Source organism: Nonomuraea sp. 3N208 (assembly GCF_052245935.1).
GTDB lineage: Bacteria > Actinomycetota > Actinomycetes > Streptosporangiales > Streptosporangiaceae > Nonomuraea.
Map to the genome: position 1 here is coordinate 236,835 of NZ_JBQQBR010000003.1, position 21,765 is coordinate 258,599.

Below are 21,765 nucleotides of genomic sequence, written 5' to 3' on the forward strand. Positions count from 1 at the left end.
TGTCGGCCTCGACGGAAACCGGCATGGTGGTGAGCCGATGGCTCTGACGGGACGTGCCGGACTGGTCGCGGCGCTCGGGATCGTCGTGGTGTTGCTCGCGCCCCAGCCCGGTCCCGCGCTCGCGGGCGTGTGCCTGCTGCTGGCCGCCGCGATCGTCGTGGACCTGGTGTTCGCGGGGGCCGTGCGGCCGTTGCGGTTCCACCGCTCCGGCGACACGCTCGTACGCCTGGGCCAGCGGGCCACGGTCGAGCTGATCGTGGAGAACCCGGGCAGCAGGCGGGTACGCGGCGTGCTGAGGGACGCCTGGCCGCCTTCCGCGAACGCCACCCCGCGGGTCGCCACATTGGACGTGCCCAAGGGCGAGCGCCGCAAAATCGTCGTGACACTCGACCCGACCAGGCGCGGCGACCGGTCGTCGGTGGCGGTCACGGTACGCTCGCTCGGCCCACTCGGCCTGGCCGCCCGCCAGGGCAGTCATCGGTCGCCGTGGACGGTGCGGGTGCTGCCGCCGTTCCTGTCGCGCAAGCATCTGCCGTCGCGGCTGGCCAGGCTGCGCGAGCTGGAAGGCCAGCACCCGGCCTTGGTGCGCGGGCAGGGCACCGAGTTCGACTCGCTGCGCGAGTACGTGGTCGGTGACGACGTACGCTCCATCGACTGGCGGGCCACCGCGCGCCGCCACGACGTCGTCGTACGCACCTGGCGCCCGGAACGCGACCGCCGCGTGCTGATCGTGCTCGACACCGGCCGTACCTCTGCGGGCCGGGTGGGCGACGCGCCGATCCCCATGGCCGGTGCGGCGGCGGGCGGCGGCGGGCTGCTGGTCAGGCCGGATCCGCGGCCCGCCGGCGCTCGGCCAGGCTGGCCGCGGCTGGACTGGTCGATGGATGCCGCGCTGCTGCTGGCCGCGCTCGCCGCCCGGGCCGGCGACCAGGTGGACTTCCTGGCCTACGACCGGGCCGTACGCGCCTGGGTGGCCGGGGCGTCCCGGACCGAGCTGCTGTCGTCGCTGGTCAACGTGATGGCGCCGATCGAGGCCGAGCTGATCGAGGCCGACTCCCAGGGCATGGTGGCGGCCATTCTGTCGCGGGCCAAGCGGCGCTGCCTGGTGGTGCTGCTGACGGACCTGAACTCGGCGGCCCTGGACGAGGGGCTGATGCCGGTGCTGCCGCAGTTGTCGTCGCGCCATCTGGTGCTGGTGGCCGGCGTGTCCGATCCGCGTGTGGCGGCGATGGCGGCGCGCCGGGGATCGGCCGAGGACGTGTACGACGCGGCGGCGGCCGAGCACGCCCAGCTCGAACGCCGGCGCATCACGGCCCGGCTGCGGCGGCACGGGGTGGAGGTCGTGGACGCGCCGCCGGAGGACATCGCGCCCGCCCTCGCGGACGCGTACCTGGCGCTGAAGGCCGCGGGACGGCTGTAGGCCCTACTCCGGCCCCGTGAATCACGGGAACTCCCACCGCACTCGGCGACCGCCCCTTTGGGAACTCATCGCGACGGGCCTGAGGGCCGGACCGCACGGGCAGGCGGGGACGGTCACGGTGGGAGGCGTCAGGCGGTGGGGGCGACGTCGGGGGCGCGTTCGAGGTCGCCGGTCTCGTTCCCCTGCAGGGCTCGGCGGCCGAAGACGATCACGTACGCCAGGAAGACCGCCTCGGCGAGCACCCCGATGCCGACCCGCGCCCACGTAGGCAGCCCCGACGGGGTCACGAACGCCTCGATCAGCCCCGACACGAACAGCACCACGACCAGCCCGAGCGCCACGCTCATCACCGCCCGGCCCTGTTCGGCCAGCGCGTCGACCCGCCGGCGCGGCCCCGGGTCGATCACCGTCCAGCCCAGGCGCATGCCCACGGCCGCCGCCAGGAAGACGGCGGTCAGCTCCAGCAGCCCATGCGGCATGATCAGCCCGAAGAAGATGTCCAGCTTGTCCCTGGAAGCCATGAGGCCGCCGGCGACGCCGACGTTCTCGGCGTTCGCATAGAGCGCGTACGGGATCGGCAACCCCAGCAGCACGGAGTAGATGATCATCAATGCGGAGACCCACGCGTTGTTGACCCACACGGCGCTGGCGAAGGACGCGGCCGGGTTCTCCGAGTAGTAGTCGGCGAAGTCGTGCTCGACGAGCTGAGTGATCTCGTCCTCGGTGTAGATCGACGCCTGGACGTCGGGATTGCCCGCCACCCACGCGCCCAACACCCAGGAGACCGCCACGAACGCCAGCGCGCTCGCCAGCCACCACCACCGCGCCCGGTAGGCCACCACGGGGAACGACACCGTGAAGAACCTCACCAGCTCCCGCCACGCGGGCGTGTGCGCGCCCGTCACCGCCGACCTCGCCCGGGCCACCAGCGCCGACAGCCGGCCGGTCAGCATCGGGTCGCCGGCGGACGAGCGGACGATGGACAGGTGCGTCGCCACCCGCTGGTAGAGGTCGACCAACTCGTCCACCTCGGCGCCGCTCAGCGACGAACGGTTCTTGACCAGGTGGTCGAGCCTGTCCCAGGCCTGGCGGTGTGCTGCGATGAACGCGTCGATGTCCACCTGAACATTCTGGCCGCTCGATCACCCATACATAGCCGTTAGGCTCCACATATGTCAGAGGTTGTGACCGGCGACGCCGTCGTCGTGGAGGTGCGGGTCGCGCAGATGCCCTCCCGCGCGGTGGCGATCATCATCGACCTGGCCGTACAGGTGACCGTGCTGGTGGGCGCGTACGCGCTCTTAGGAGCGTTCGCCGTCATCTCCGACTCGGCCATGCTCACCGCCGTCATGATCACGCTGATGGTGCTGGTGATGGTGGGTTATCCCGTGCTGTTCGAGTCGCTCAGCAGGGGGCGCAGCCTCGGCAAGCTGGCGCTCGGACTGCGCGTGGTCAGTGACGACGGCAGCCCTGAGCGGTTCAGGCAGGCGTTGTTCCGCGGGCTGGCCGGGGTGGTGGAGTTCTGGCTGCTGTACGGCGCGCCTGCGCTGATCTCCTCGCTGGTGTCGCAGCGGGGCAAGCGGCTCGGCGACATCTTCGCGGGCACGATCGTGATCTCTGAGCGGGCACCGCGCGACAGGGCGCAGATGATCGTGATGCCGCCGCAGCTGGCGGGCTGGGCGGCAAGGCTGGAGTTGTCCCAGCTGCCTGACGAGGTGGTCCAGGCCGCCCGGCAGTACCTGTCACGATGGCACGACCTGTCGCCGCAGGTGCAGCATGAGATGGGGGTACGGATCGCGACCCAGATGGCGGCGTTCGTCTCGCCCGCGGCGCCGCCGGGAGTGCCGCCGCACGCCTACCTGAGTGCTGTCCTGGCCGAGCGTCGCCGGCGAGAGGAGACGCGCCTCGCGCGACGCGCCGGCGCCACCGCCAACGGCTTGCCACAGCCGGGCCCGTACCAGACGCCTCGACCGGGCCCGTACCAGGGAACCCAACCGGCCGCGTACCCGCAGCCCAGCCCCTATGGACAGCCCGGCCCGTACGAACAGCCTGGGCCCTATGGACAGCCCGGCCCGTACGAACAGCCTGGGCCTTATGCGCGGCCCAGGCCGCCGGCGCCCGCACCGGAGCCGCCGAAGACGACTCCGGGCGGGTTCACACCACCGCAATAAACGTTGGTCACCAACAGCAAACGTCGGTCACCAACAGCAACCATGGCGACGAAGTCCCCACGAATCGCGACCAGCGACGTGACCAGCGACGATCAGTGCCATCCGCCCCGGTACGACTCCTGGGTCTGCACGTTCAACCGGTCGGTACGAACGTACTTGGCGCTGTCCGTCAGCGGATCGTTGATCTTGACGATGTCGAAGCCGTTGTGGAAGTCGGCCCCGTAGATGTAGCCGTTGTAGTAGTAGGCCGACCAGATGCCGCCTCCACCGCCGGCCGCACGGGGACCGCGCTCGAAGTAGCCGATCTCCTTCGGGTTGGCGGCGTCGGTGAAGTCCCAGATCGACACCCCGCCCATGTACCAGGCTTGGACCATGATGTCGCGGCCCTTGACCGGGATCAGCGAGCCGTTGTGGGCCACGCAGTTCTCCGAGTCCGCCTGGTAGCGCGGGATCTTGAAGTAGCTCTTGAAGACGAGCTGCCCGTTCACGATCTCGTAGATCGCGTCCGCGCCCCTGTTCGGGCCCGTCGCCTCGTTGCAGGTGGCCCCGCCGCCGCCGCCGAGCTCGTCGGTGAAGACGACCTTCCTGGCGTCGTTGCTGAAGGTGGCCGAGTGCCAGAAGGCGAAGTTCGGGTCCGTGGTCCTGGCGGTGATCTTCGGGTTGAGCCGGTCGGAGATGTCGAACAGCACGCCGTCGCCCATGCACGCGCCTGCCGCGATGTCCTTCTCGGCGTAGACGGTGATGTCGTGGCAGCCGCTGGTCGGCAGCAGCAGGCCGGGCTGGGTCTCGTTGCCGCCGTCAGGGAAGACGACCGGGGTGGCCGCGACGGCCGCCGCGGTCGGGTCGTTCAGCGGCACCTTGATGATCGAGATCTTGTCATGCGGCGGCATGCAGTCGGGGAAGTTCGCGGCCGGCAGGTACGACGACACGTAGACGTAGACGTTCCTGTGTCTGTCGCGCCCCTTGCCCGGCACCAGCGTCAGGGTGTGGGAGCCGCAGTTGGTCTCGACCGACTTGATGTACTTCGGGCTGGCCTTGTCGGAGATGTCGAAGATCCGAACGCCTTCCCAGGCCTCCTTGTGGTCGGCCGTCAGACCGGTGCTCTGGCACGAGTCGTTGCTACGCGAGCTGTCGACGGCGCCGAACAGCAGGTTGCCGTACACGCTGACGTCCATCTGGGCGCCCGGGCAGACCATCGAGCTGACGACCGTGGCCTTCTTGGGGTTCCTGATGTCGTAGATCGAGAAGCCGCCGTAGTTGCCGACGTAGGCGTAGCCGTCCTGGAAGGCGACGTCGGTGTTGATCGTGTTGGCGATGGCGGCGGGCTTGGGGATGTTGAGCACGTGGGTCACGTTGGGACTGGTGACCACCGTGTCGGGGGGTGGGATGTCGGCGGCCAGCGCGGGCATTCCGGTCAGCGCTAACGCGAAAGCCGCCGCGGCCGCTACGAGGGTACGTCGCGGAGTGGACACTCGGGAGCCTCCTTGATCACTTATGTCCCGATGGAGCAACGCTGACGAGGACCCCGGTCGGGGCCCTCGTCAGCCGATGAGAACGGTCAGTGGCCGTGTTCGGGATACGAAGCCTGTGTCTGCGCGTTCAGCGAACGCATCTTGACCGAATTCGCCTGGTTGGTCCGCGGATCGTCGATCTTCAGCACGTCCAGGCCCAGGTTGAAGTCGGAGCCGTAGATGTAGCCGTTGTAGTAGTACGCCGACCAGAAGCCGCCGCTGAGAGCCGGCGCGGTGTTGTCCGGTCCGCGCTCGAAGTAGGCGATCTCCTGCGGATGCGCGGAGTCGGTGAAGTCGACCACCGAGATGCCGCCCTGGTACCACGCCTGCACCATGACGTCGCGGCCCTTGACCGGGATCAGCGAGCCGTTATGGGCCACGCAGTTCTCCGTGTCGGCCTGGTGCCGTGCGATCTTGAAGTAGCTCCTGAACTGGAGCTGCCCGTTCACGATGTCGTAGTACGCGTTGGCGCCCTTGTTCGGCCCGATGGCCTCGTTACAGGTGGCCCTGGTGCCGCCGCCGAGCTCATCGGTGAAGATCACCTTCGTGCCGGTGTTGTTGAAGGTCGCCGAGTGCCAGAACGCGAAGTTCGCCTCGTCGCGCACGGTCGCGGTGACCCGGGGCTGCTCGGGGTTGCGGATGTCGAGCAGGATGCCGTCACCCATGCAGGCGCCTGCGGCGATGCCCTTCTCCGGGTAAGCCGTGATGTCGTGGCAGCCGGTCGTGGCCGACTTCCCGTTGGGGTAGGGCAGCGGGACGCCGCCGTAGCCGCCCTGCGGGAACAGGTTCGGCGTGGCGATCACGGTCGCGGCCGTCGGGTTGTTCAGCGGCACCTTGATGATCGAGATCAGGTCGTGCGGCGTCTTGCAGTCCGGGTACGTGTCGTTCGGGTTGTAGGACGAGACGTAGATGTAGACGTTCTGGCGCGAGCGGTCGGGCACCAGCGTGTGCGTGTGCGAGCCGCAGTTCGTCTCGACCGACTTGATGTACTTCGGGTTGGCCTTGTCGGAGACGTCGAAGATCCGTACGCCCTCCCACGACTCCTTGATCGTCGCACTCTGGGACGCGCTGTTGCACGAGTCGTTGTTGCGCGAGGAGTCGACGGAGCCGAACACCAGGTTGCCGTAGACGGACATGTCCATCTGGCCGCCCGGGCAGACCACGGAGCTGACGAGCGAGGTCTGCTTCGGGTGCTTGATGTCGTAGATGGAGAAGCCGTAGTAGTTGCCGACGTAGGCATAGTCGCCCTGGAAAGCCATGTCCGTGTGGATGTCGGCCAGCGCTTCGGGCTTGGGCACGTTGGTGACGTGCTGGATGTTGGGGCTCATGACGATTTGGCCGGGAGCAGGGATGTCAGCGGCCTGGACGGGCAGAGTGCTGCCCGCCAGCGCCACGGCCGCCGCCACGAGGATGAGGGCCCTGCGCGGGGTTAACACTGGTCAACCTCCAATAAAGGGGGCATAAATCTACGTAATCTTCGCGTCTCCGGCTCCAGCGGGCCAGTGTCCAACCTGTCAATTTTTGTTCCGGTTCGCCCTCTTTCAATCCAGTCGTTTTTCACCTAGAGTGCGCATTCTCCACCAAGTCAGTCAGGGAGGGCTGAGTGCGCGCCGCGCTCGGGTTCATTGCAAGCACGGTCATCGCAGGCACGGTCATCGCTCTCTCCGGCTGCACCTCCAGTACGCCGCCGCAAGCCCCGCGGGCCGACTCGACCGCGCCGGTGATCGCCCCCGGCCGCCCCGGCGAGCAGGCCAAGACGCTCTCCCCTGGCGAGGCCGCCACCGCCGTGCCCGCGCCCACCGCGAACGCCGCCGACGTCACATACGTGCAGGACATGATCGTCCATCACCGGCAGGCCCTCGACATGGCGTTGCTCGCGCCCAACCGGGCGGACTCGGCCAAGCTCAAGAGCCTGGCCGACCGGATCAAGGCGGCTCAGGGGCCGGAGATCCAGTTCATGACGAGCTGGCTACGCGACCTGGACCAGAAGGTGCCCGATCATCACGCCGCGCACGACGGCATGCCGGGAATGGCCACGCCCGAGCAACTAGAGGCACTGAAGGCGGCCACGGGCAAGGACTTCGACCGGATGTTCCTAGAGCTCATGATCAACCACCACCTCGGCGCGATCAAGATGTCCGAGCAGGTGCTGACCAGCGGCTCCCACATCAGGATCGAGGAACTGGCCAGCGACGTCAGCGTCACCCAGGCGGCCGAGATCCGCCGCATGCAGGAAATGCAGACGGCCCGCTAGACCCCGCCCCGCGACGGATGCCGGCGGCCCTTCAGATCCCGCCCCGCCACTGCTGCCGGCGGCCCTTCAGGACCCCACCCGCCACGAATGCAGATAATCCTCCTGCTCTGGGGTGAGCGTGTCGATGCCGATGCCGGTGGCGGCCAGCTTGAGTCTGGCGACCTCGTGGTCGATCTCGCCTGGCACGTCGTACACTCCTGGCTCCAGCTCCGCCCGCGCGCCCACCAGCCACGCCACGGCGAGGGCCTGCGCGGAGAACGACATGTCCATGACGGCCGCCGGATGCCCCTCGGCGGCGGCGAGGTTGACCAGCCGCCCCTCGGCCAGCAGCAGCAGCCGCCGCCCGTCGGGCATCACGTACTCGTCGGTGTTGGGCCGCACACCCCGGTGCACCTCATGGGCGAGTTCGTCCAGCGCCCGCACGTCGATCTCCACATCGAAGTGCCCCGCGTTGGCCAGGATCGCCCCGTCTTTCATGACCGACAGGTGCTCGCCCCTGATCACGTCCCGGTTGCCGGTCACGGTGACGAACAGATCGCCGACCATGGCGGCCTGCGCCATCGGCCGCACCTCGTAACCCTGCAGGGTGGCGTCGAGCGCCTTGACCGCATCGATCTCGGTCACGATCACCCGCGCCCCGAACCCCTTGGCCCGCTCTGCCACCCCGCGCCCGCAGTACCCGAACCCGGCCACGACCACGGTCCGCCCTGCGAGCAGGGTGTTGGTCGCCCGCATGATGCCGTCCAACGTCGACTGCCCGGTGCCATACCGGTTGTCGAACATGCGCTTGGTCCGCGTGTCGTTCACCGCCACGACGGGAAACCGCAACGCCCCCTCAGCCGCCATCTGCCGCAACCGGATGATCCCGGTCGTGGTCTCCTCACACCCGCCACTCACCCGCTCGAGCAGATCAGTCCGCTCGGTATGCAGAATATTGACAAGATCACACCCATCATCCAGCACAAGATCCGGCCCAAGATCAAGCGCCTGATGAATATGCCGGTAATAGGTGGCCCGATCCACCCCGGCCCGCGCATGCACACCGATGCCGTATGTCCGCAAGGCCTCGGCGACGTCGTCCTGCGTGGAGAGAGGATTGGAGGCGGCCAACGCAATCTCCGCACCGCCTGCCTTCAAGGCCCCCATGAGCACGGCCGTCTCAGCGGTGACGTGCAGGCACGCGGCGATCCTCAGCCCGTCGAGCGGCCGTGAAAGCGCGAACCGCTCACCGATCGCGGTCAACACCGGCATCGAACGAGCGGCCCACAAGATCTGCCGCTCACCGCTTTCACTGACGTCCATGGGTGCCTGCTAACCGAAGAAGACGGCCAAGAATACGCTCGTCACGGCGAGCACCCCGTGAGCCTTCACGACCGGCCATGACAGACGGAGAGCAACGTCGGCGCGTGCGGGCAACTTGGCTTGCCGTAAAAGATGGAGATCCTATCGCCTTCACGACCGGCCATGACAGACGGCAAGGGGTTACGGCGCGTGCGCGCAACATGGCTTGCCGTAAAAGATAGAGATCTTATCGCCTTCACGACCGGCCATGACAGACGGAGAGCAACGTCGGCGCGTGCGCGCAACTTGGCTTGCCGTAAAAGATGGTGGTTGTGGAGCTCCAAAGGAGCTCCGGGAGGAGAGAACCCCTCCCGGAGCTACTGAAGCTTCTCCGAGAGAAGATTCAGTACCGGTAGTGGTCGGACTTGTAGGGGCCCTCGACGTGGACGCCGATGTACGAGGCCTGCTCCTTCGTGAGCTCGGTCAGCTTGACGCCGAGAGCATCGAGGTGCAGACGGGCGACCTTCTCATCCAGGTGCTTGGGCAGCGTGTAGACCCCGATCGGGTATTCGGAGGTCTTCGTGAACAGCTCGATCTGCGCGATCACCTGGTTGGTGAACGAGTTGGACATGACGAAGCTCGGGTGCCCGGTCGCGCAGCCCAGGTTCATGAGCCGCCCCTCGGCGAGCACGATGATCGAGTGCCCGTCAGCGAAGACCCACTCGTCGACCTGGGGCTTGATGTTGTTCTTGACGATGCCGGGCAGCTTGGCGAGACCCGCCATGTCGATCTCGTTGTCGAAGTGGCCGATGTTGGACACGATCGCCTGGTGCTTCATCTTCGCCATGTGCTCGGCGGTGATGATGTTGAAGTTGCCGGTGGCGGTGACGAAGATGTCGGCGATGCCGACGACCTCGTCCAGCGTCGTCACCTGGAAGCCGTCCATGGCCGCCTGGAGCGCGCAGATCGGGTCGATCTCGGTGACGATGACGCGGGCGCCCTGGCCGCGCAGCGCGTCGGCGCAGCCCTTGCCGACGTCGCCGTAGCCGCAGACCACGGCCACCTTGCCGCCGATGAGCACGTCGGTCGCCCGGTTCAGCCCATCGATGACCGAGTGGCGGCAGCCGTACTTGTTGTCGAACTTCGACTTGGTGACCGAGTCGTTGACGTTGATCGCCGGGAACAGCAGCTGGCCGTTCTTGTGCATCTCGTAGAGCCGGTGCACGCCGGTCGTGGTCTCCTCGGTGACGCCCTTGATGCTCTCGGCGATCCGGGTCCACGTCTTGTCCGTGCCGACCGTGCGCGTGAGCAGGTCGATGATGACGTGCCACTCCTCCGGGTCGTCGGCGGTGGCGGGCGGCACGGCGCCGGCCTTCTCGTATTCGGCGCCCTTGTGCACGAGGAGCGTGGCGTCGCCGCCGTCGTCCAGGATCATGTTGGGGGCGTCGCCGTTCGGCCAGGCGAGCGCCTGCTCGGTGCACCACCAGTATTCCTCCAGCGTCTCGCCCTTCCAGGCGAACACCGGCACACCCTGCGGGTCATCCACGGTGCCGTTGGGTCCGACGACCACCGCGGCGGCGGCGTGGTCCTGCGTGGAGAAGATGTTGCAGCTGACCCAGCGGACCTCGGCGCCCAGCGCCACCAGCGTCTCGATGAGGACGGCCGTCTGGATCGTCATGTGCAGGGAGCCCATGATCTTCGCACCGCGAAGAGGCTGGGAGGCCGCGTATTCCTTGCGGACCGACATGAGGCCGGGCATCTCGTGCTCGGCGAGCCGGATCTCCTTGCGGCCGAACTCGGCAAGTGAAAGGTCGGCGACCTTGAAGTCCATCGGGTGTCCCCTCGCGCTGAAAGCTGATTTTCGTGATTCTCGGGGACGAGTCTAGGCCCCGCATGGCGGCGATCGCATGCTCAGCACGGTGAAACTGACGTAAGAATGTAAGGATGCGCATCACGGAAGCGGCAAAGCGGCTCGGCATGTCCCCACGAATGCTTCGATACCGGGAAGCTCTCGGGCTGCTGCCACCCGTGCGGGAGCAAGGGGCGCATCGGCGGTTCGGCCCCGAGGAGCTGGCCGCCGTGGCTCAGGGGGTGGAGCTGGAGAAGCGGTTTGACGTGTCGCCGGCCGAGCTGGCGTTCGCGCTGCGAGTGCTGAGCGAGCCGGCGGTGGCGGCCGCCGTACGCGACCTGGGGGTCCGGATCGGGCGCATCCAGGTGCCCCGCAGGGCCCTCGACTTCGAAAAGGAGAAGGCCCTGCGGCTCCTCAGGCGGTGAACGCTTACGAGGTCGCGGCGGCCGCTTATGAGGGCTCGGCGGCCGTGGTGCGCTGGCGGTCCAGGTCCGGCTCCAGATAGATGACCCGGGCGATCGGCACCGCCTCGCGGATGCGGCGCTCGGCCTCGTCGATGCCGCGCGCTACGTCCGAGGCCGTCTCGTCGTGGGACACAGCGATCTTGGCGCCCACGAGGAGTTCCTCCGGCCCGAGGTGCAGCGTCCGCATGTGGATGATCCTGTCCACGTCGGGCGTGCTCTCCAGCGCGTGGCGGATCTGGTCCTCCACCTCCGGCGAGGCGCCCTCGCCGACCAGCAGCGACTTGGTCTCGATGGCCAGCACGATCGCGATGATCGCGAGCAGCACGCCGATCATCAGGGTGCCGATGGCGTCCCAGACGGGGTTACCCGTGACGACGGCCATCGTCACGCCGAACAACGCGAAGACCAGGCCGAACAGCGCGCCAAGGTCCTCCAGCAGGATGACCGGCAGCTCGGGCGACTTGGACCGGCGGATGAACGCCCACCACGACTGGTTGCCGCGCACGGCGTTCGACTCCTTGATCGCCGTGCGGAACGAGAGCGTTTCCGCGCCGATCGCGAAGATCAGCACGCCGAACGCCCAGGCCGGCGACGTCAGGGGATGCGGATGAGTGAGCTTCTCATAGCCCTCGTAGAGCGAGAACGCCGCGCCGATCGTGAACAGCACGACGGCCACCACGAAGGCGTAGAAGTAGCGCTCGCGCCCGTAGCCGAACGGGTGCTCCCTGGTGCTGGCCCGCTGCGCCCGCTTGCCGCCGATCAGCAGCAGCACCTGGTTGCCCGAGTCGGCCACAGAGTGAATGCCCTCCGCCAGCATCGACGAGGAACCGGTGAAGGCCGCAGCCACGAATTTCCCCACGGCGATGGCCAAGTTGGCGGCCAATGCCGCCACGATCGCTTTAGTTCCGCCGCTCGCGCTCACGGGTCTTCTCCACTCATAAAGATCACGTATTAAGGCCTGGAAAGGGATCCTATTGCGAAATTCTGGCCTTCAGCTCAGTGATCGCTGACACAGGGGTCGGATCCACGTCATATCCCAGCGCCAGGTACGTGCTGGCGTAGTCGCCGAGGGCGATCAGCGAGGCGATCCGCTCCAGCGGATGCACGCCCTCGGCCGTGACCTCGGTGACTCTGACGTCGCGTTCACGCGCCGCCCGCAGCGCCGCCTCGCGCCGCCGCATCACCTGGGGGTGCTCCTCGACGTCACGCATGACGACGAGCCGGACCGTACGGCCGGTCGTGTCGGCGAAGATGTCGTACTCGGCCAGCGGCCCGTCGAGAGAGGCCACCTGGTTGTGTCCGACCTCGGGCAGCTCTCCGTAAACAGCGGGATATTTCGCGTTTGTGTTGAGCTGGCAGGCCAGCCGGTACGCCGCCACGGCCGCCACCGGCGACGACCCCCAGATCATCGGCACGCTCTCGGCCAGGTCCATGGCGAGCGACTTGCCGGGATTGATGAACGAGTCGCTGGACGGCCGGCACCGGTGCGCCATGTCCTCCAGCGCCTTGGCCACCCGCTCGAACAGGTCAGCGTCGGCCGGCACGAGGCGCATGGCGGCGGCGGCCACGATCAGGGGGATGGCCAGGAGCCAGAGGTTCGCCCTCGACTGCCCGCTGACCGGGACCGCCACGTAGATTGCCGACGCCTGGGTGGCGATGGCCTGCAACTGGGAGCCCGTCGGTCCGACGCCGAGCAGCGTGCAGCCGCGCCGCACGGCCTGGGTGGCGACGGCCAGCGTCTCCTCGGTATCGCCCGAGCCGGAGACGGCGATGACCAGGTCCGTGGCGCCGACCCAGCCGGGGAGCTGGTAGGAGCGCAGGGTCACGATCGGGAGCGGCGCGCCGCTGCCGACCACCGCCGCCAGGATGTCGCCGGCGATGCCGGAACCGCCCATGCCCGCGACCACGATGGCACGCGGCCGCCCGTGGGCGCCCAGGCGATCGACTTGGGCCTCGACGGCCGTGCGGTAGCCGGTGCGTACGTGAGCCGCGGACGCGGCGACCGCGGGCAACATCCCGCCAGGGTCGCCTTCGCTGAGGTGAGCCTGGTCGTCGAGCCGCCCCGGCTCCCAGGTCACGGCTTCCTGGCCTCGTCGACGAGCAGGACGGGGATGTCATCCCGGACCGGATAGATCAGGCCGCAGCCCGTGCAGGCCAGCTCCTCGGCCTCGCTGTCGGCACGCAGAGGCGCCTTGCACGCCGGACATGCCAGGATCTCCAGCAGCCAGTCGTCGATCTTCACACTGATACCCTTCCCACGATGGCGAGGACCTCATCCTTGATCGCCGTCATCTTGCTCTCGTCGGCCGCCTCGGCGTTTAGCCTGAGCAGCGGCTCGGTGTTGGACGCCCGCAGGTTGAACCACCATCCCGGCCCGGACACGGTCAGCCCGTCGAGCTCGTCGAACTCGCCCCGTCCCGCGAACGCCTCCCGTACCAGCCGCAGCGCCTCGCCCTGGTCGGAGACGGCGCTGTTGATCTCCCCGGAGGCGTGGTAACGCGAGTAGACCTCCACGACCTCCGACAGCGGCCGGTCCTGCCCGCCCAGCGCGGCGAGCACGTGCATGGCCGCCAGCATGCCGGAGTCGGCGAACCAGAAGTCGCGGAAGTAGTAGTGAGCCGAGTGCTCACCGCCGAAGACCGCGCCCGTGTGGGCCATCTCGGCCTTGATGAACGAGTGCCCGACCCGGGTCCGCACCGGGACGCCCCCGTGCTCGCGAACGACTTCAGGCACCCCGAGCGACGTGATCAGATTGTGGATGATCGTCGCCCCCGGGTATTTGGCCAGCTCGCGCGCGGCGACCAGCGCCGTGACGGCGGACGGCGAGACCGACTCCCCTCGCTCGTCGATCACCCAGCACCGATCGGCGTCCCCGTCGAATGCCAGACCGATGTCCGCCCCGCTCTCCACCACGGCCCGCTGCAGATCCACCAGGTTCTGCGGCTCCAGCGGATTGGCCTCGTGGTTGGGGAAGTTGCCGTCCAGCTCGAAGTAGAGAGGCACCAAGTCGATCGGCAGGCCCTCGAACACGGGCGGCACGGTGTGTCCCCCCATGCCGTTGCCCGCGTCCACCACGACCTTCAACGGCCGGATGACGGCGAGGTCGACGAGCGTGCGCAGGTGGTGCGCGTAACCGCTCAGCAGGTCCTTCTCGATCAGCGATCCGGTGGGCGTGGCGGTCACCCCGACCAGCTCGGCCGCCCGGTCGCGGATCTCGGTGAGGCCCGTGTCGCCCCCGATCGGCACCGCGCCGGACCTGCACATCTTCATGCCGTTGTAGCGGGCGGGGTTGTGGCTGGCGGTGAACATCACGCCGGGCAGCCCGAGGCTGCCGCTGGCGTAGTAAAGCAGATCGGTCGAACCCAGCCCCGCGTCCACGACATCCGCGCGACGCGAACGGGCTCCCCGGATAAAGGCATCGGCAAGCGGCCGGGACGACTCCCGCATATCATGCGCGACCACGACCGACTCGGCCCCTGTCATCTCGACGAAGGCCGCACCCACGGCCTCGGCGGTCGGCTCGTCGAGCTCGTCGGGCACCACCCCGCGAACGTCGTACGCTTTGAAGATCTTGGCGAGGTCGCCCACTCTTCAGCTCCGCCCTTAGGTCGTTTCCTCCTTGTAAGGGGAGCCTACCGGTCGCGGTGCTGCTGGGCCGACCTCAGAACGCGCAGATGCCCACGGCGGCCGACCTCGACGCCCTGCCCGACCGGCTCACCGCCGCCGGACGACGTGGGCCGGGCGGCCTCCCTCACCGCGTTGGCCAGCGCCTCGAGATCGTCGGAGCTGGGGGAGGCACCGTCCGTCGGCAGCCGCACCACCTCCCAGCCACGGGGGGCGGTCAGTCGCTCAGCGTGTTCGGCGCACAGGTCGTAACAGTGTGGCTCCGCGTACGTCGCCAGGGGGCCGAGAACAGCGGTCGAGTCGGCGTATACGTACGTGAGCGTGAAGACGGCAGGCTGGCTGCAGGCGGTGCGGGAACAGCGGCGGACGGGGCTCACGGAGGGACCGTATCTGGTAAGAGTGCGAGGCGCCACTACCTGAGCGCTCTTAACGAGCGTGTCGCCACAATTCGGACACCTGTCGCAGCCTTTCCACCTACATGCCCCGATGGAACCACCGCCCACAACCTGGCCATATCCCCAAAGCACCCAAACCTGTCCCCCACGAAAGGATCACTTATCGGTCACCCTGACACCAACAGACCGACCCGCCCGGCTGCCGGACGCGACGATCAGGCGACAACAACCCTCGGACCCGGCTGGCGACCGCCCGCGGAACCAGCGCAACGATCAGATGACGATCACTCACCGAACTGGCGCCGCCACTCTCGGAACTCAGGAGACATCCCCTTAGACTTGCCCCTGTGACTCCGAAGCGCGGTCCCAGACGGCGCGATCGCCACGGTCGCGGCCTCCGCGGCCCGCTCGCCCCCTCCCACGTCCCCATGGCCAAGTCCCGCAGCGAACGCTTCGACGACCTCGTCCTCGACGCGGTCGACCGCCTCCGCCCGCGCTGGGAGCGGCAACTGTCGGCCGTGGAGTTCGCGGTGGAGGAGGTGCCGCCGCTGAGCGAGCTGGACGACGGGCCGCGCCTGAGCTCGGACCCGATCCCGTTCGGCCGCGCCGACGCGGCCACCGGCCAGAACCCGGCATCGGTGGTGGTCTACAGGCGGCCTTTGGAGGCCCGGGCGAGGGACCGCGACACGCTGGGCGCCATGGTCCACGACACGGTGGTGGAACAGGTGGCCATCCTGCTCGGCCTCTCCCCCGAAACCGTCGACCCGGGGTACGACGACCGCCCCTGACCGGGGATCGCCAGAGCCGGCGTCAGCCCGAAGAGCAGCGACCGATCGACGAGGCCTGCGGTCTCAGAGCATCAAGCACATCGTCAACCGTCTCAGGCGGGCTAACACGTGAGTCCGCGATCTGCTGTATGCATGCCCAAACGACCCGTCCGTCGAGCACATGCCGGTCATCCGGGTCAGGCGGCTTCAGTCCCTCGATCAGCGGCTCGTACCCCTCGACGAGGCAGTCGCGAACAGCGGCGTTCATGAGAAGGCGGAGCCGGCGCAATAAACGCAACAGACGTAGCGTAGATCGCTTCACAAGACCATCTGGCCGAGGGCCTTCATAGCGATCACCGAGGGCCGGGGAGCGTGTGAACCGCGCACCCCGTCGTAGCGAGGCAAGCGTTTACGGACAGGAGTGCGCGCACGGCGATGAGTTCTGCCGGCTCGACAAGTCCAACCCTGCGAGCCGAACGACAGGAGGCCCAACATGGGCGAGCGAGTCAGCACCGCGATCATCGGCATCAGGACTGTAGCCATCCCCGTCACCGAGCAGGACCGCGCCGTCGAGTTCTACGTGAGCACCCTGGGCCTGGAAAAGCGCCTGGACGCCCCGATCGAGCAGCTCGGCGGACGGTGGATCGAGGTGGAACCTCCGGGATCGACAACCTCGATAGCGCTCGTACCCGCGTCCTCGGACGCCCCGACCAGCGTCGAGACCGGCATCCGCCTCACGACCGCGGACGCTGCGTCCCTGCACAAGGACCTTGTGGAGCGCGGGGTCGACGTGGACGAGCTGCTGCTCTGGGAAGGCATCCCGCCGATGTTCACCTTCCGCGACCCGGACGGCAACGGTCTCGTGATCGTCGAATAGCGAAAGGGGCTTCTGCAATGGCGAGCAATCTCGACAAGGAATTCACCGCGACACTGCTGAAGAGCCCGAGCAAGGGGGGCTGGACGTACGTCGTGATGCCTGGCTCGGCCGAGTTCTTCGGGACGCGTGGGCTGGTCAAGGTCCGAGGGACGATCGACGGGCACCCGTTCCGCAGCTCATTCATGGCTCTTGGGGACGGCACGCACAAGCTGCCCGTGAAGAACGATCTCCGCAAGCTCCTCGGGAAGGAAGTCGGCGATACCGTAACCGTTCATCTGGAGGAACGGATCAAATAGCGATCTCCGCACGAGGTCGTTCCCCGGTGCTCGTTCTCCTTCGACGGCGCCCGGACCTGCTGAGCCTCACACGTTGCGGCGGTACTGGCCATGCCCACCGTGCTCGCGCTGCCGGATGGCCAGGTCGCTGAGGATCCGCACCGCGTGCAGGCCCCCATGAAAACAACTTGCAGCGCGCGCACGGCAGAGAAAAGATCTCTGCATGATCAGGGTCGAGGGGTTAACCAAGATCTTCCGCCGGCCACGCACCTTCTCCGGACCCTTCGGAGTCTTTCGCACGCTCGTCACCCGCCAGTACGACGAGACCACAGCTGTCGACGATGTCAGCTTCGAGATCGAAGAGGGCGAGGTCATCGGCTACCTCGGGCCGAACGGCGCCGGCAAGTCCACCACCATCAAGATCCTCACCGGGATCCTCACCCCGACGAGCGGCACCGTGGAGGTCAACGGCCTGGTGCCGTGGCGTCACCGCTCGGCCAATGCGCGCAACGTCGGCGTCGTCTTCGGCCAGCGGAGCCAACTGTGGTGGGACCTGCCGCTGATCGAGTCGTTACGGCTGGTGGGCTCGCTCTATGACGTTCCCGCTCCGCGCTTCGAGACGTCGCTGAGGAAGCTGCGCGACGTGCTGGGGCTGGACGACTTCCTCGACACTCCGGTGCGTCAGCTCAGCCTCGGCCAGCGGATGCGCGGCGACCTGGCGGCGGCCGTGCTGTACGAACCTCCGCTCCTCTATCTCGACGAGCCGACGGTCGGGCTGGACGTGGTGGCCAAGGAGGCGGTCCGCGACTTCATCGTCGAGACCAACCGCGTCGGGCGGACCACCGTCATCTTGACCACGCATGATCTGGCCGACGTCGAGGCGCTGTGCAAGCGGATCATCCTCATCGACCACGGCCGGGTGCTCTTCGACGGCACCATCGACGCGCTGGTGAACCAGCCCAGGCGGCTGGTGGTCCTGCTGGAGTCCGAGCCGGAGGAGGTACGCGGCGTGTCCCGGGACGCCGACGGCCGCTACGTCTTCGAGATCCACGACGACCTGCCAGGCCTGATCGCCTCGATCGCCGCCGAGCAGACCATCCGCGACATGTCGATCGAAGAACCTGACCTGGAGAGCGTGATCAAGGGCATCTACACGCGATGACGCGCATCGGCTTCCGCCTCGCCCTGGCCTACCGCAGCAACATCATCATGACCTGCGTGGCATTGGTCGCCCAGGTGTTCCTGTTGCGCATGATCTGGACTTCGGTGTACGGCTCGCGCCCCGCGGCCGCCGGGCTCACACTGGAGGCGCTGCTGGCTTACCTGACCCTGGCCAACTTACAAGCCTTCGCCACCCATACCATCGTCCCCAGCACCATCCACCACCGCATTCGTACCGGCATGGTCTTCTTCGACCTGGCCCGGCCGATCGGCTACCTGCGGCAGATGGCCGCCTTCCAGTTCGGAAACACCCTGGGCGGGCTGCTGCTGCTGGCCCCGATCATCCCGGTGGTCCTGCTGGTCGGCTCGATCACCATGCCGGTCAACGGTCCGGGCTATGTGATCACACTGGTGCTCGGATACGTGATCGCCGTGCAGCTGGCACTGCTGATCAGCCTGATCGGCTTCTGGACGATGGAGACCGGGGCGATCTCGCTGCTCTACCGGCTCGTCAGCCAGTTCTTCGCCGGGACGATGGTGCCACTCGCCTTCTTCCCTGGCGTCCTGGGCGTGGTGGCCGAGGTCCTGCCCTTCAAGTACATGGGGTACGTGCCCGCGGCGGTCTACGTCGGCCACATTTCCGATATTTCTGGTCCCGTTGTGGTTGAGCTCGCCTGGATCATGGCGCTGTGGGGCGCGCTCGCCCTGACCTGGTCCCGCGCCCATCGAAGGGTGGTGATCCAGGGTGGCTGAGGTCCTCCGCACCCTACGCCTGTACGTACTGCTCCAGCGCGCCTCCGCCCGCGGCGCCATGCAGTACCGCCTCAACACCGTGATCGGCATCCTCAGTGGCGCGATCTGGCAGGGCACCGGGTTCGCCTTCATCTGGGTGGTGATGCACAGCTTCCCGTCGCTGGCGGGCTGGGGACTTGCGGAGATCGCCTTCCTGTACGGCCTGCGTCTGACCGCCCATGCCCTGGCGATGATCCCCCTGATGAGCGTGAACGACATCCAATGGGTGGTGCGCAACGGGGAGTTCGACCGCTTCCTGCTCCGTCCGCTCAACCCCCTCGTGCAGCTCATGGGCAACAGAATGGGCATCGCTCAATTCGGCGATCTGCTCGTGGGTGTAACGCTGCTCGTCGTCGCCGGCCAGAGCGCACATGTTCAGTGGACCGCGTGGCTGATCGTCTTCTGCCTCGTGGCGATCGTCGGCGGCGCCCTCATCGAGGCCGCCTTCTTCCTCGCGCTCTGCTCCCTGTCGCTGCGCATGGTCGACACTTTCGCCCTGCGCGTCTTCGTCGACGACGTCTTCAGCAAGTTCGGCTCGTATCCGATGAAGATCTTCGGTGGCGCGATCGAGTGGCTGCTCACCTTCGTGCTGCCGGTCGCCTTCGTGGCCTACGTGCCCTCGAGCGTCATACTGAACAAGCTCGACAATCCCTGGGCCTTGGCCGCCCCGCTGATCGGCGTGGTCCTGATCGCGCTGGCCTACCTCATCTGGCGGCGTCAGCTCGACCACTACCAGAGCGTCGGTCACTGAACTCGGCTCAGTCATCGTCGGCGGGAAGGGCGAAGAGCCGGACGTGCATGGGCCGTGCGTCTGGCGGGGCCTCCTCCGCTGTGCGGTTGTATCTCATCAGCAGGGCGATGTAGGCATCGAAGAACTCCTCGAACTCCGCCTTCGTCATGCGGGCGAGTCCGCGTGACGCCTTGGCCCACTCCGGCTCGCGCCAGTAGGCCTCGGGGAAGCTCTCGAACAGCTGCCGGTCTTCCTCCATGCTGATCCGGTGGAACTCGGCCAGCACGGGACGGTCCTCAGAGGCGAGCTGGTCCGGGGTCGGCAGGCGCATGTCGCGGGGTTCTCTGGCGTGACGCCACCAACGCTCCCGGCCGGTGGATCGCTCGGGGATCTCCTCGATGAAGCCGTACTTCTCGAGCTGGCGTAGGTGATAGCTGGTCGTGCCGGTCTTCGCGCCGAGCAGCTCGCCCAGCGTGGTCGACGTGGCGGGGCCATGGATGCTGAGGTGGCGCAGCATCAGCTGTCGCATCGGGTGGGCCAGCGCCTTGAGCTTGGCGGGGTCATCGAGGACGAACCGCTCCTCATCCGTCATGAGGATCATCCTACTCCTGCAGAACGATATCTGCAGAGAACTGTCTGCCGAGAGCTCTCTGCAGATTAAGCTCGGCCATATGACACGAATTCTTCGGGCAGTCGGCATCGCCCTCTGCGGCCTCGTCATCGGCCTGCCCACCGCCGCCCCCGCAAGCGCAGCCCCTGTAATCGACGTCCCCGTAGCCGCCATCCCCGCGAACGTGTCCCCCGCTCCCGAGCCTTCGCCGCCGATCGCGGTACCACCCGATCTCGAAGCGGCGCAGGTGAGCTTCCCCGGCAGCGGAGGCCTCACGATGCACGGCACGGTCATCTCACCCGCCACGGCCGAGCCGAGCCGCCGCCCTGGGCTCGTGCTGGTGACCGGGGCGGGCACGGGCTCACCCCGCACGCGGCACCTGACGGAGGCCGTCGAGTTCGCCCGCAGGGGCATGTCTGTGCTGATCTACGACAAACGATCCGTGGGGTATTCGCTCTTCCACAGGTCCTACTCGCAGCTCGCCGACGACGCGCTCGGCGCCGTGGCCGCGTTGCGTTCACAGCCCGGGATCGACCCGGCGAAGGTCGGTTTATGGGGGCTGAGTGAGGGAGGCTGGGTGGTTCCCATCGCGGCGTCCCGCTCGAAGGACGTCGCCTTCGTCGTGCTCGTCGGCGCGAACAGCCTGCCGCCGCTGCGGCAGGCGACGTGGGCGGTGAAGGCGGGGCTGCTCAGGGCCGGGGTCAGAGGCTCGCTCGTCGACCGCGCTGAGCTCAACATGTATCGGATGATCGACAGCCTCGGGATATTCCCGGAGGCCCATTACGACCCTCGCCCGACCATAGCCGCCGTGCGCCAGCCGGTGCTCGCCATCTGGGGCACCCAGGACCTGCTGACCCCACCCGTGGAGAGCCCGCCAGGGTTCGTCTCCGCCTTGGAGAAGGGCGGCAACAGGCACTACACGATCCGCTTCTTCGGCAATGCCGAGCACGCCGCCTTCCAAACCCGTGATGGCGGCGTCACCCAGCTGGACGAGCTCGCTCCCGGCTACGCTGACCTGGTCGGCTCCTGGGTGGGCGACGTGACGGCGGGGAGTGCGCCCGTCGCGCAGACGTCGGGGCCGGCACCCGTACAGGATTCGCTGACCATACCGGTCCATCGTTCGGCCTGGTGGGAGTCGGCGGCGGTCCAGCTTGCGGCGCTGGCGCTGTTCGCGGTCGCGTTCGGCGCCTACCCCTTGGTCGCGCTGGTGCGGCGCGTTCGCGGTCGCTCCCACGCTCCGGTGACGAAAGCCGCGCGGCTGCTCAGCGCCGGGGGTCTCGTGGTGGTGCCCAGCTCGTTGGTGTATGTGATGTATCTGCTGATGACCGGGGGCGAGTCAGCGTTTCCCGGGCCGGTCGTGGCGGGGCGTCCGGTGATCTGGCTCGCGCTGCAGTGCCTGGCGGTGGCCTGCGTGGTCGCCACGGCCCTCACGGCACTCTCCTGGCACCGCGCCCGCTTCGCCACGGCCCGCGGCGAGAAGGTACGGCTCGGCCTGCTGCTCGCTGGAGGAGCAGCGCTCATCCCGTGGGCTCTTTACTGGGGCCTGCTGTTTCCGTAAAGGGAACACTGCTGGTGGAGCATCAC

At 67.7% G+C, this 21,765-nt stretch carries 22 protein-coding genes; 11 read left to right on the top strand and 11 right to left on the bottom strand.

Features of this window, described 5'->3' with window-relative positions; translation table 11 throughout:
* The first annotated feature begins 37 nt into the window (after positions 1 to 37).
* The gene (locus ACTWPT_RS05565) at positions 38 to 1,420 is read left to right on the top strand and encodes a DUF58 domain-containing protein (RefSeq protein ID WP_443176146.1); all 1,383 of its coding nucleotides are present in this window, start codon (positions 38 to 40) and stop codon (positions 1,418 to 1,420) included.
* A gap of 128 nt (positions 1,421 to 1,548) precedes the next feature.
* Here ACTWPT_RS05565 and ACTWPT_RS05570 read toward each other — a convergent pair whose 3' ends face one another.
* Positions 1,549 to 2,541, bottom strand: a complete 993-nt coding sequence (locus tag ACTWPT_RS05570; RefSeq protein WP_443176147.1) for a stage II sporulation protein M — start codon at positions 2,539 to 2,541, stop codon at positions 1,549 to 1,551.
* Positions 2,542 to 2,592: 51 nt separating this feature from the next.
* Between ACTWPT_RS05570 and ACTWPT_RS05575 the strand changes: the two genes are divergently transcribed.
* Positions 2,593 to 3,591, top strand: coding sequence for an RDD family protein (locus tag ACTWPT_RS05575; RefSeq protein WP_443176148.1), 999 nt, complete (start codon positions 2,593 to 2,595; stop codon positions 3,589 to 3,591).
* Positions 3,592 to 3,683: 92 nt separating this feature from the next.
* Here the strand turns inward: ACTWPT_RS05575 and ACTWPT_RS05580 are convergent, their stop codons facing one another.
* A complete protein-coding gene (locus ACTWPT_RS05580; RefSeq protein WP_443176149.1) occupies positions 3,684 to 5,063 on the bottom strand; it encodes an LVIVD repeat-containing protein in 1,380 nt (459 codons plus the stop codon).
* Positions 5,064 to 5,149: 86 nt separating this feature from the next.
* The gene (locus tag ACTWPT_RS05585) at positions 5,150 to 6,538 is read right to left on the bottom strand and encodes an LVIVD repeat-containing protein (protein ID WP_443176150.1); all 1,389 of its coding nucleotides are present in this window, start codon (positions 6,536 to 6,538) and stop codon (positions 5,150 to 5,152) included.
* 167 nt (positions 6,539 to 6,705) lie between these two features.
* On the opposite strand from ACTWPT_RS05585, the gene ACTWPT_RS05590 reads away from it, so the two are divergent.
* Positions 6,706 to 7,356 (top strand): DUF305 domain-containing protein, encoded by a 651-nt coding sequence (locus tag ACTWPT_RS05590; protein ID WP_443176151.1) that lies wholly within the window; start codon positions 6,706 to 6,708, stop codon positions 7,354 to 7,356.
* Between the two features lie 66 nt (positions 7,357 to 7,422).
* Here ACTWPT_RS05590 and ACTWPT_RS05595 read toward each other — a convergent pair whose 3' ends face one another.
* Both ACTWPT_RS05595 and ahcY read right to left on the bottom strand, forming a co-directional pair.
* Positions 7,423 to 8,658 (bottom strand): adenosylhomocysteinase, encoded by a 1,236-nt coding sequence (locus tag ACTWPT_RS05595; protein ID WP_443176152.1) that lies wholly within the window; start codon positions 8,656 to 8,658, stop codon positions 7,423 to 7,425.
* Positions 8,659 to 9,040: 382 nt separating this feature from the next.
* A complete protein-coding gene (gene ahcY / locus ACTWPT_RS05600) occupies positions 9,041 to 10,468 on the bottom strand; it encodes an adenosylhomocysteinase (protein ID WP_443176153.1) in 1,428 nt (475 codons plus the stop codon).
* A gap of 113 nt (positions 10,469 to 10,581) precedes the next feature.
* Here ahcY and ACTWPT_RS05605 point away from each other — a divergent pair, with 113 nt between their 5' ends.
* Complete coding sequence (locus ACTWPT_RS05605) at positions 10,582 to 10,911, top strand: MerR family DNA-binding transcriptional regulator (protein ID WP_397112684.1); 330 nt, start codon at positions 10,582 to 10,584, stop codon at positions 10,909 to 10,911.
* A gap of 25 nt (positions 10,912 to 10,936) precedes the next feature.
* Here ACTWPT_RS05605 and ACTWPT_RS05610 read toward each other — a convergent pair whose 3' ends face one another.
* Genes ACTWPT_RS05610 through ACTWPT_RS05630 form a run of 5 tightly spaced genes read right to left on the bottom strand, consistent with a single transcriptional unit; the run spans position 10,937 to position 14,951 of the window.
* On the bottom strand, positions 10,937 to 11,872 hold the full coding sequence (locus ACTWPT_RS05610; RefSeq protein ID WP_443176154.1) for a cation diffusion facilitator family transporter: 936 nt from the start codon (positions 11,870 to 11,872) through the stop codon (positions 10,937 to 10,939).
* A gap of 49 nt (positions 11,873 to 11,921) precedes the next feature.
* Positions 11,922 to 13,028, bottom strand: a complete 1,107-nt coding sequence (locus tag ACTWPT_RS05615; RefSeq protein WP_443176155.1) for an SIS domain-containing protein — start codon at positions 13,026 to 13,028, stop codon at positions 11,922 to 11,924.
* Positions 13,025 to 13,198 carry a Trm112 family protein gene (locus ACTWPT_RS05620; RefSeq protein ID WP_443176289.1) on the bottom strand — a complete coding sequence of 58 codons (174 nt, stop codon included), beginning with the start codon at positions 13,196 to 13,198 and terminating at the stop codon, positions 13,025 to 13,027. The genes ACTWPT_RS05615 and ACTWPT_RS05620 overlap by 4 nt, the downstream gene beginning before the upstream one ends.
* A complete protein-coding gene (locus ACTWPT_RS05625; protein ID WP_443176156.1) occupies positions 13,189 to 14,538 on the bottom strand; it encodes a phosphomannomutase/phosphoglucomutase in 1,350 nt (449 codons plus the stop codon). The genes ACTWPT_RS05620 and ACTWPT_RS05625 overlap by 10 nt, the downstream gene beginning before the upstream one ends.
* A 44-nt stretch (positions 14,539 to 14,582) precedes the next feature.
* Positions 14,583 to 14,951 carry a DUF3499 domain-containing protein gene (locus ACTWPT_RS05630; RefSeq protein WP_127939882.1) on the bottom strand — a complete coding sequence of 123 codons (369 nt, stop codon included), beginning with the start codon at positions 14,949 to 14,951 and terminating at the stop codon, positions 14,583 to 14,585.
* 365 nt (positions 14,952 to 15,316) lie between these two features.
* Here ACTWPT_RS05630 and ACTWPT_RS05635 point away from each other — a divergent pair, with 365 nt between their 5' ends.
* The 6 genes from ACTWPT_RS05635 to ACTWPT_RS05660 all read left to right on the top strand — a co-directional run bounded on the left by ACTWPT_RS05635 (position 15,317) and on the right by ACTWPT_RS05660 (position 19,592).
* A complete protein-coding gene (locus tag ACTWPT_RS05635; protein ID WP_443176157.1) occupies positions 15,317 to 15,757 on the top strand; it encodes a metallopeptidase family protein in 441 nt (146 codons plus the stop codon).
* A gap of 472 nt (positions 15,758 to 16,229) precedes the next feature.
* Positions 16,230 to 16,613: a VOC family protein gene (locus tag ACTWPT_RS05640; RefSeq protein ID WP_443176158.1), complete on the top strand. Its 384-nt coding sequence runs from the start codon at positions 16,230 to 16,232 to the stop codon at positions 16,611 to 16,613.
* A 17-nt stretch (positions 16,614 to 16,630) separates the two neighbouring features.
* Positions 16,631 to 16,909: a DUF1905 domain-containing protein gene (locus ACTWPT_RS05645; RefSeq protein WP_443176159.1), complete on the top strand. Its 279-nt coding sequence runs from the start codon at positions 16,631 to 16,633 to the stop codon at positions 16,907 to 16,909.
* Positions 16,910 to 17,111: 202 nt separating this feature from the next.
* On the top strand, positions 17,112 to 18,050 hold the full coding sequence (locus ACTWPT_RS05650) for an ABC transporter ATP-binding protein (RefSeq protein ID WP_443176160.1): 939 nt from the start codon (positions 17,112 to 17,114) through the stop codon (positions 18,048 to 18,050).
* The gene (locus tag ACTWPT_RS05655; protein WP_443176161.1) at positions 18,047 to 18,802 is read left to right on the top strand and encodes an ABC transporter permease; all 756 of its coding nucleotides are present in this window, start codon (positions 18,047 to 18,049) and stop codon (positions 18,800 to 18,802) included. Before ACTWPT_RS05650 ends, ACTWPT_RS05655 begins: the two co-directional genes overlap by 4 nt.
* Positions 18,795 to 19,592: an ABC transporter permease gene (locus ACTWPT_RS05660; protein ID WP_443176162.1), complete on the top strand. Its 798-nt coding sequence runs from the start codon at positions 18,795 to 18,797 to the stop codon at positions 19,590 to 19,592. The genes ACTWPT_RS05655 and ACTWPT_RS05660 overlap by 8 nt, the downstream gene beginning before the upstream one ends.
* 7 nt (positions 19,593 to 19,599) lie before the next feature.
* On the opposite strand, the gene ACTWPT_RS05665 is transcribed toward ACTWPT_RS05660, so the two are convergent.
* Positions 19,600 to 20,163, bottom strand: a complete 564-nt coding sequence (locus ACTWPT_RS05665) for an ArsR/SmtB family transcription factor (RefSeq protein ID WP_443176163.1) — start codon at positions 20,161 to 20,163, stop codon at positions 19,600 to 19,602.
* A 79-nt stretch (positions 20,164 to 20,242) separates the two neighbouring features.
* Here ACTWPT_RS05665 and ACTWPT_RS05670 point away from each other — a divergent pair, with 79 nt between their 5' ends.
* Positions 20,243 to 21,739 carry an alpha/beta hydrolase family protein gene (locus ACTWPT_RS05670; protein WP_443176164.1) on the top strand — a complete coding sequence of 499 codons (1,497 nt, stop codon included), beginning with the start codon at positions 20,243 to 20,245 and terminating at the stop codon, positions 21,737 to 21,739.
* Positions 21,740 to 21,765: the final 26 nt, after the last annotated feature.

Bases quoted from the DNA above. Each gene is read 5' to 3' on its own strand.
- ACTWPT_RS05565 (WP_443176146.1), top strand. From the start codon at position 38: ATGGCTCTGACGGGACGTGCCGGACTGGTCGCGGCGCTCGGGATCGTC.
- ACTWPT_RS05575 (WP_443176148.1), top strand. From the start codon at position 2,593: ATGTCAGAGGTTGTGACCGGCGACGCCGTCGTCGTGGAGGTGCGGGTC.
- ACTWPT_RS05595 (WP_443176152.1), bottom strand. From the start codon at position 8,658: ATGGACGTCAGTGAAAGCGGTGAGCGGCAGATCTTGTGGGCCGCTCGT.
- ahcY (WP_443176153.1), bottom strand. From the start codon at position 10,468: ATGGACTTCAAGGTCGCCGACCTTTCACTTGCCGAGTTCGGCCGCAAG.
- ACTWPT_RS05605 (WP_397112684.1), top strand. From the start codon at position 10,582: ATGCGCATCACGGAAGCGGCAAAGCGGCTCGGCATGTCCCCACGAATG.
- ACTWPT_RS05640 (WP_443176158.1), top strand. From the start codon at position 16,230: ATGGGCGAGCGAGTCAGCACCGCGATCATCGGCATCAGGACTGTAGCC.
- ACTWPT_RS05645 (WP_443176159.1), top strand. From the start codon at position 16,631: ATGGCGAGCAATCTCGACAAGGAATTCACCGCGACACTGCTGAAGAGC.
- ACTWPT_RS05650 (WP_443176160.1), top strand. From the start codon at position 17,112: ATGATCAGGGTCGAGGGGTTAACCAAGATCTTCCGCCGGCCACGCACC.
- ACTWPT_RS05655 (WP_443176161.1), top strand. From the start codon at position 18,047: ATGACGCGCATCGGCTTCCGCCTCGCCCTGGCCTACCGCAGCAACATC.
- ACTWPT_RS05665 (WP_443176163.1), bottom strand. From the start codon at position 20,163: ATGACGGATGAGGAGCGGTTCGTCCTCGATGACCCCGCCAAGCTCAAG.
- ACTWPT_RS05670 (WP_443176164.1), top strand. From the start codon at position 20,243: ATGACACGAATTCTTCGGGCAGTCGGCATCGCCCTCTGCGGCCTCGTC.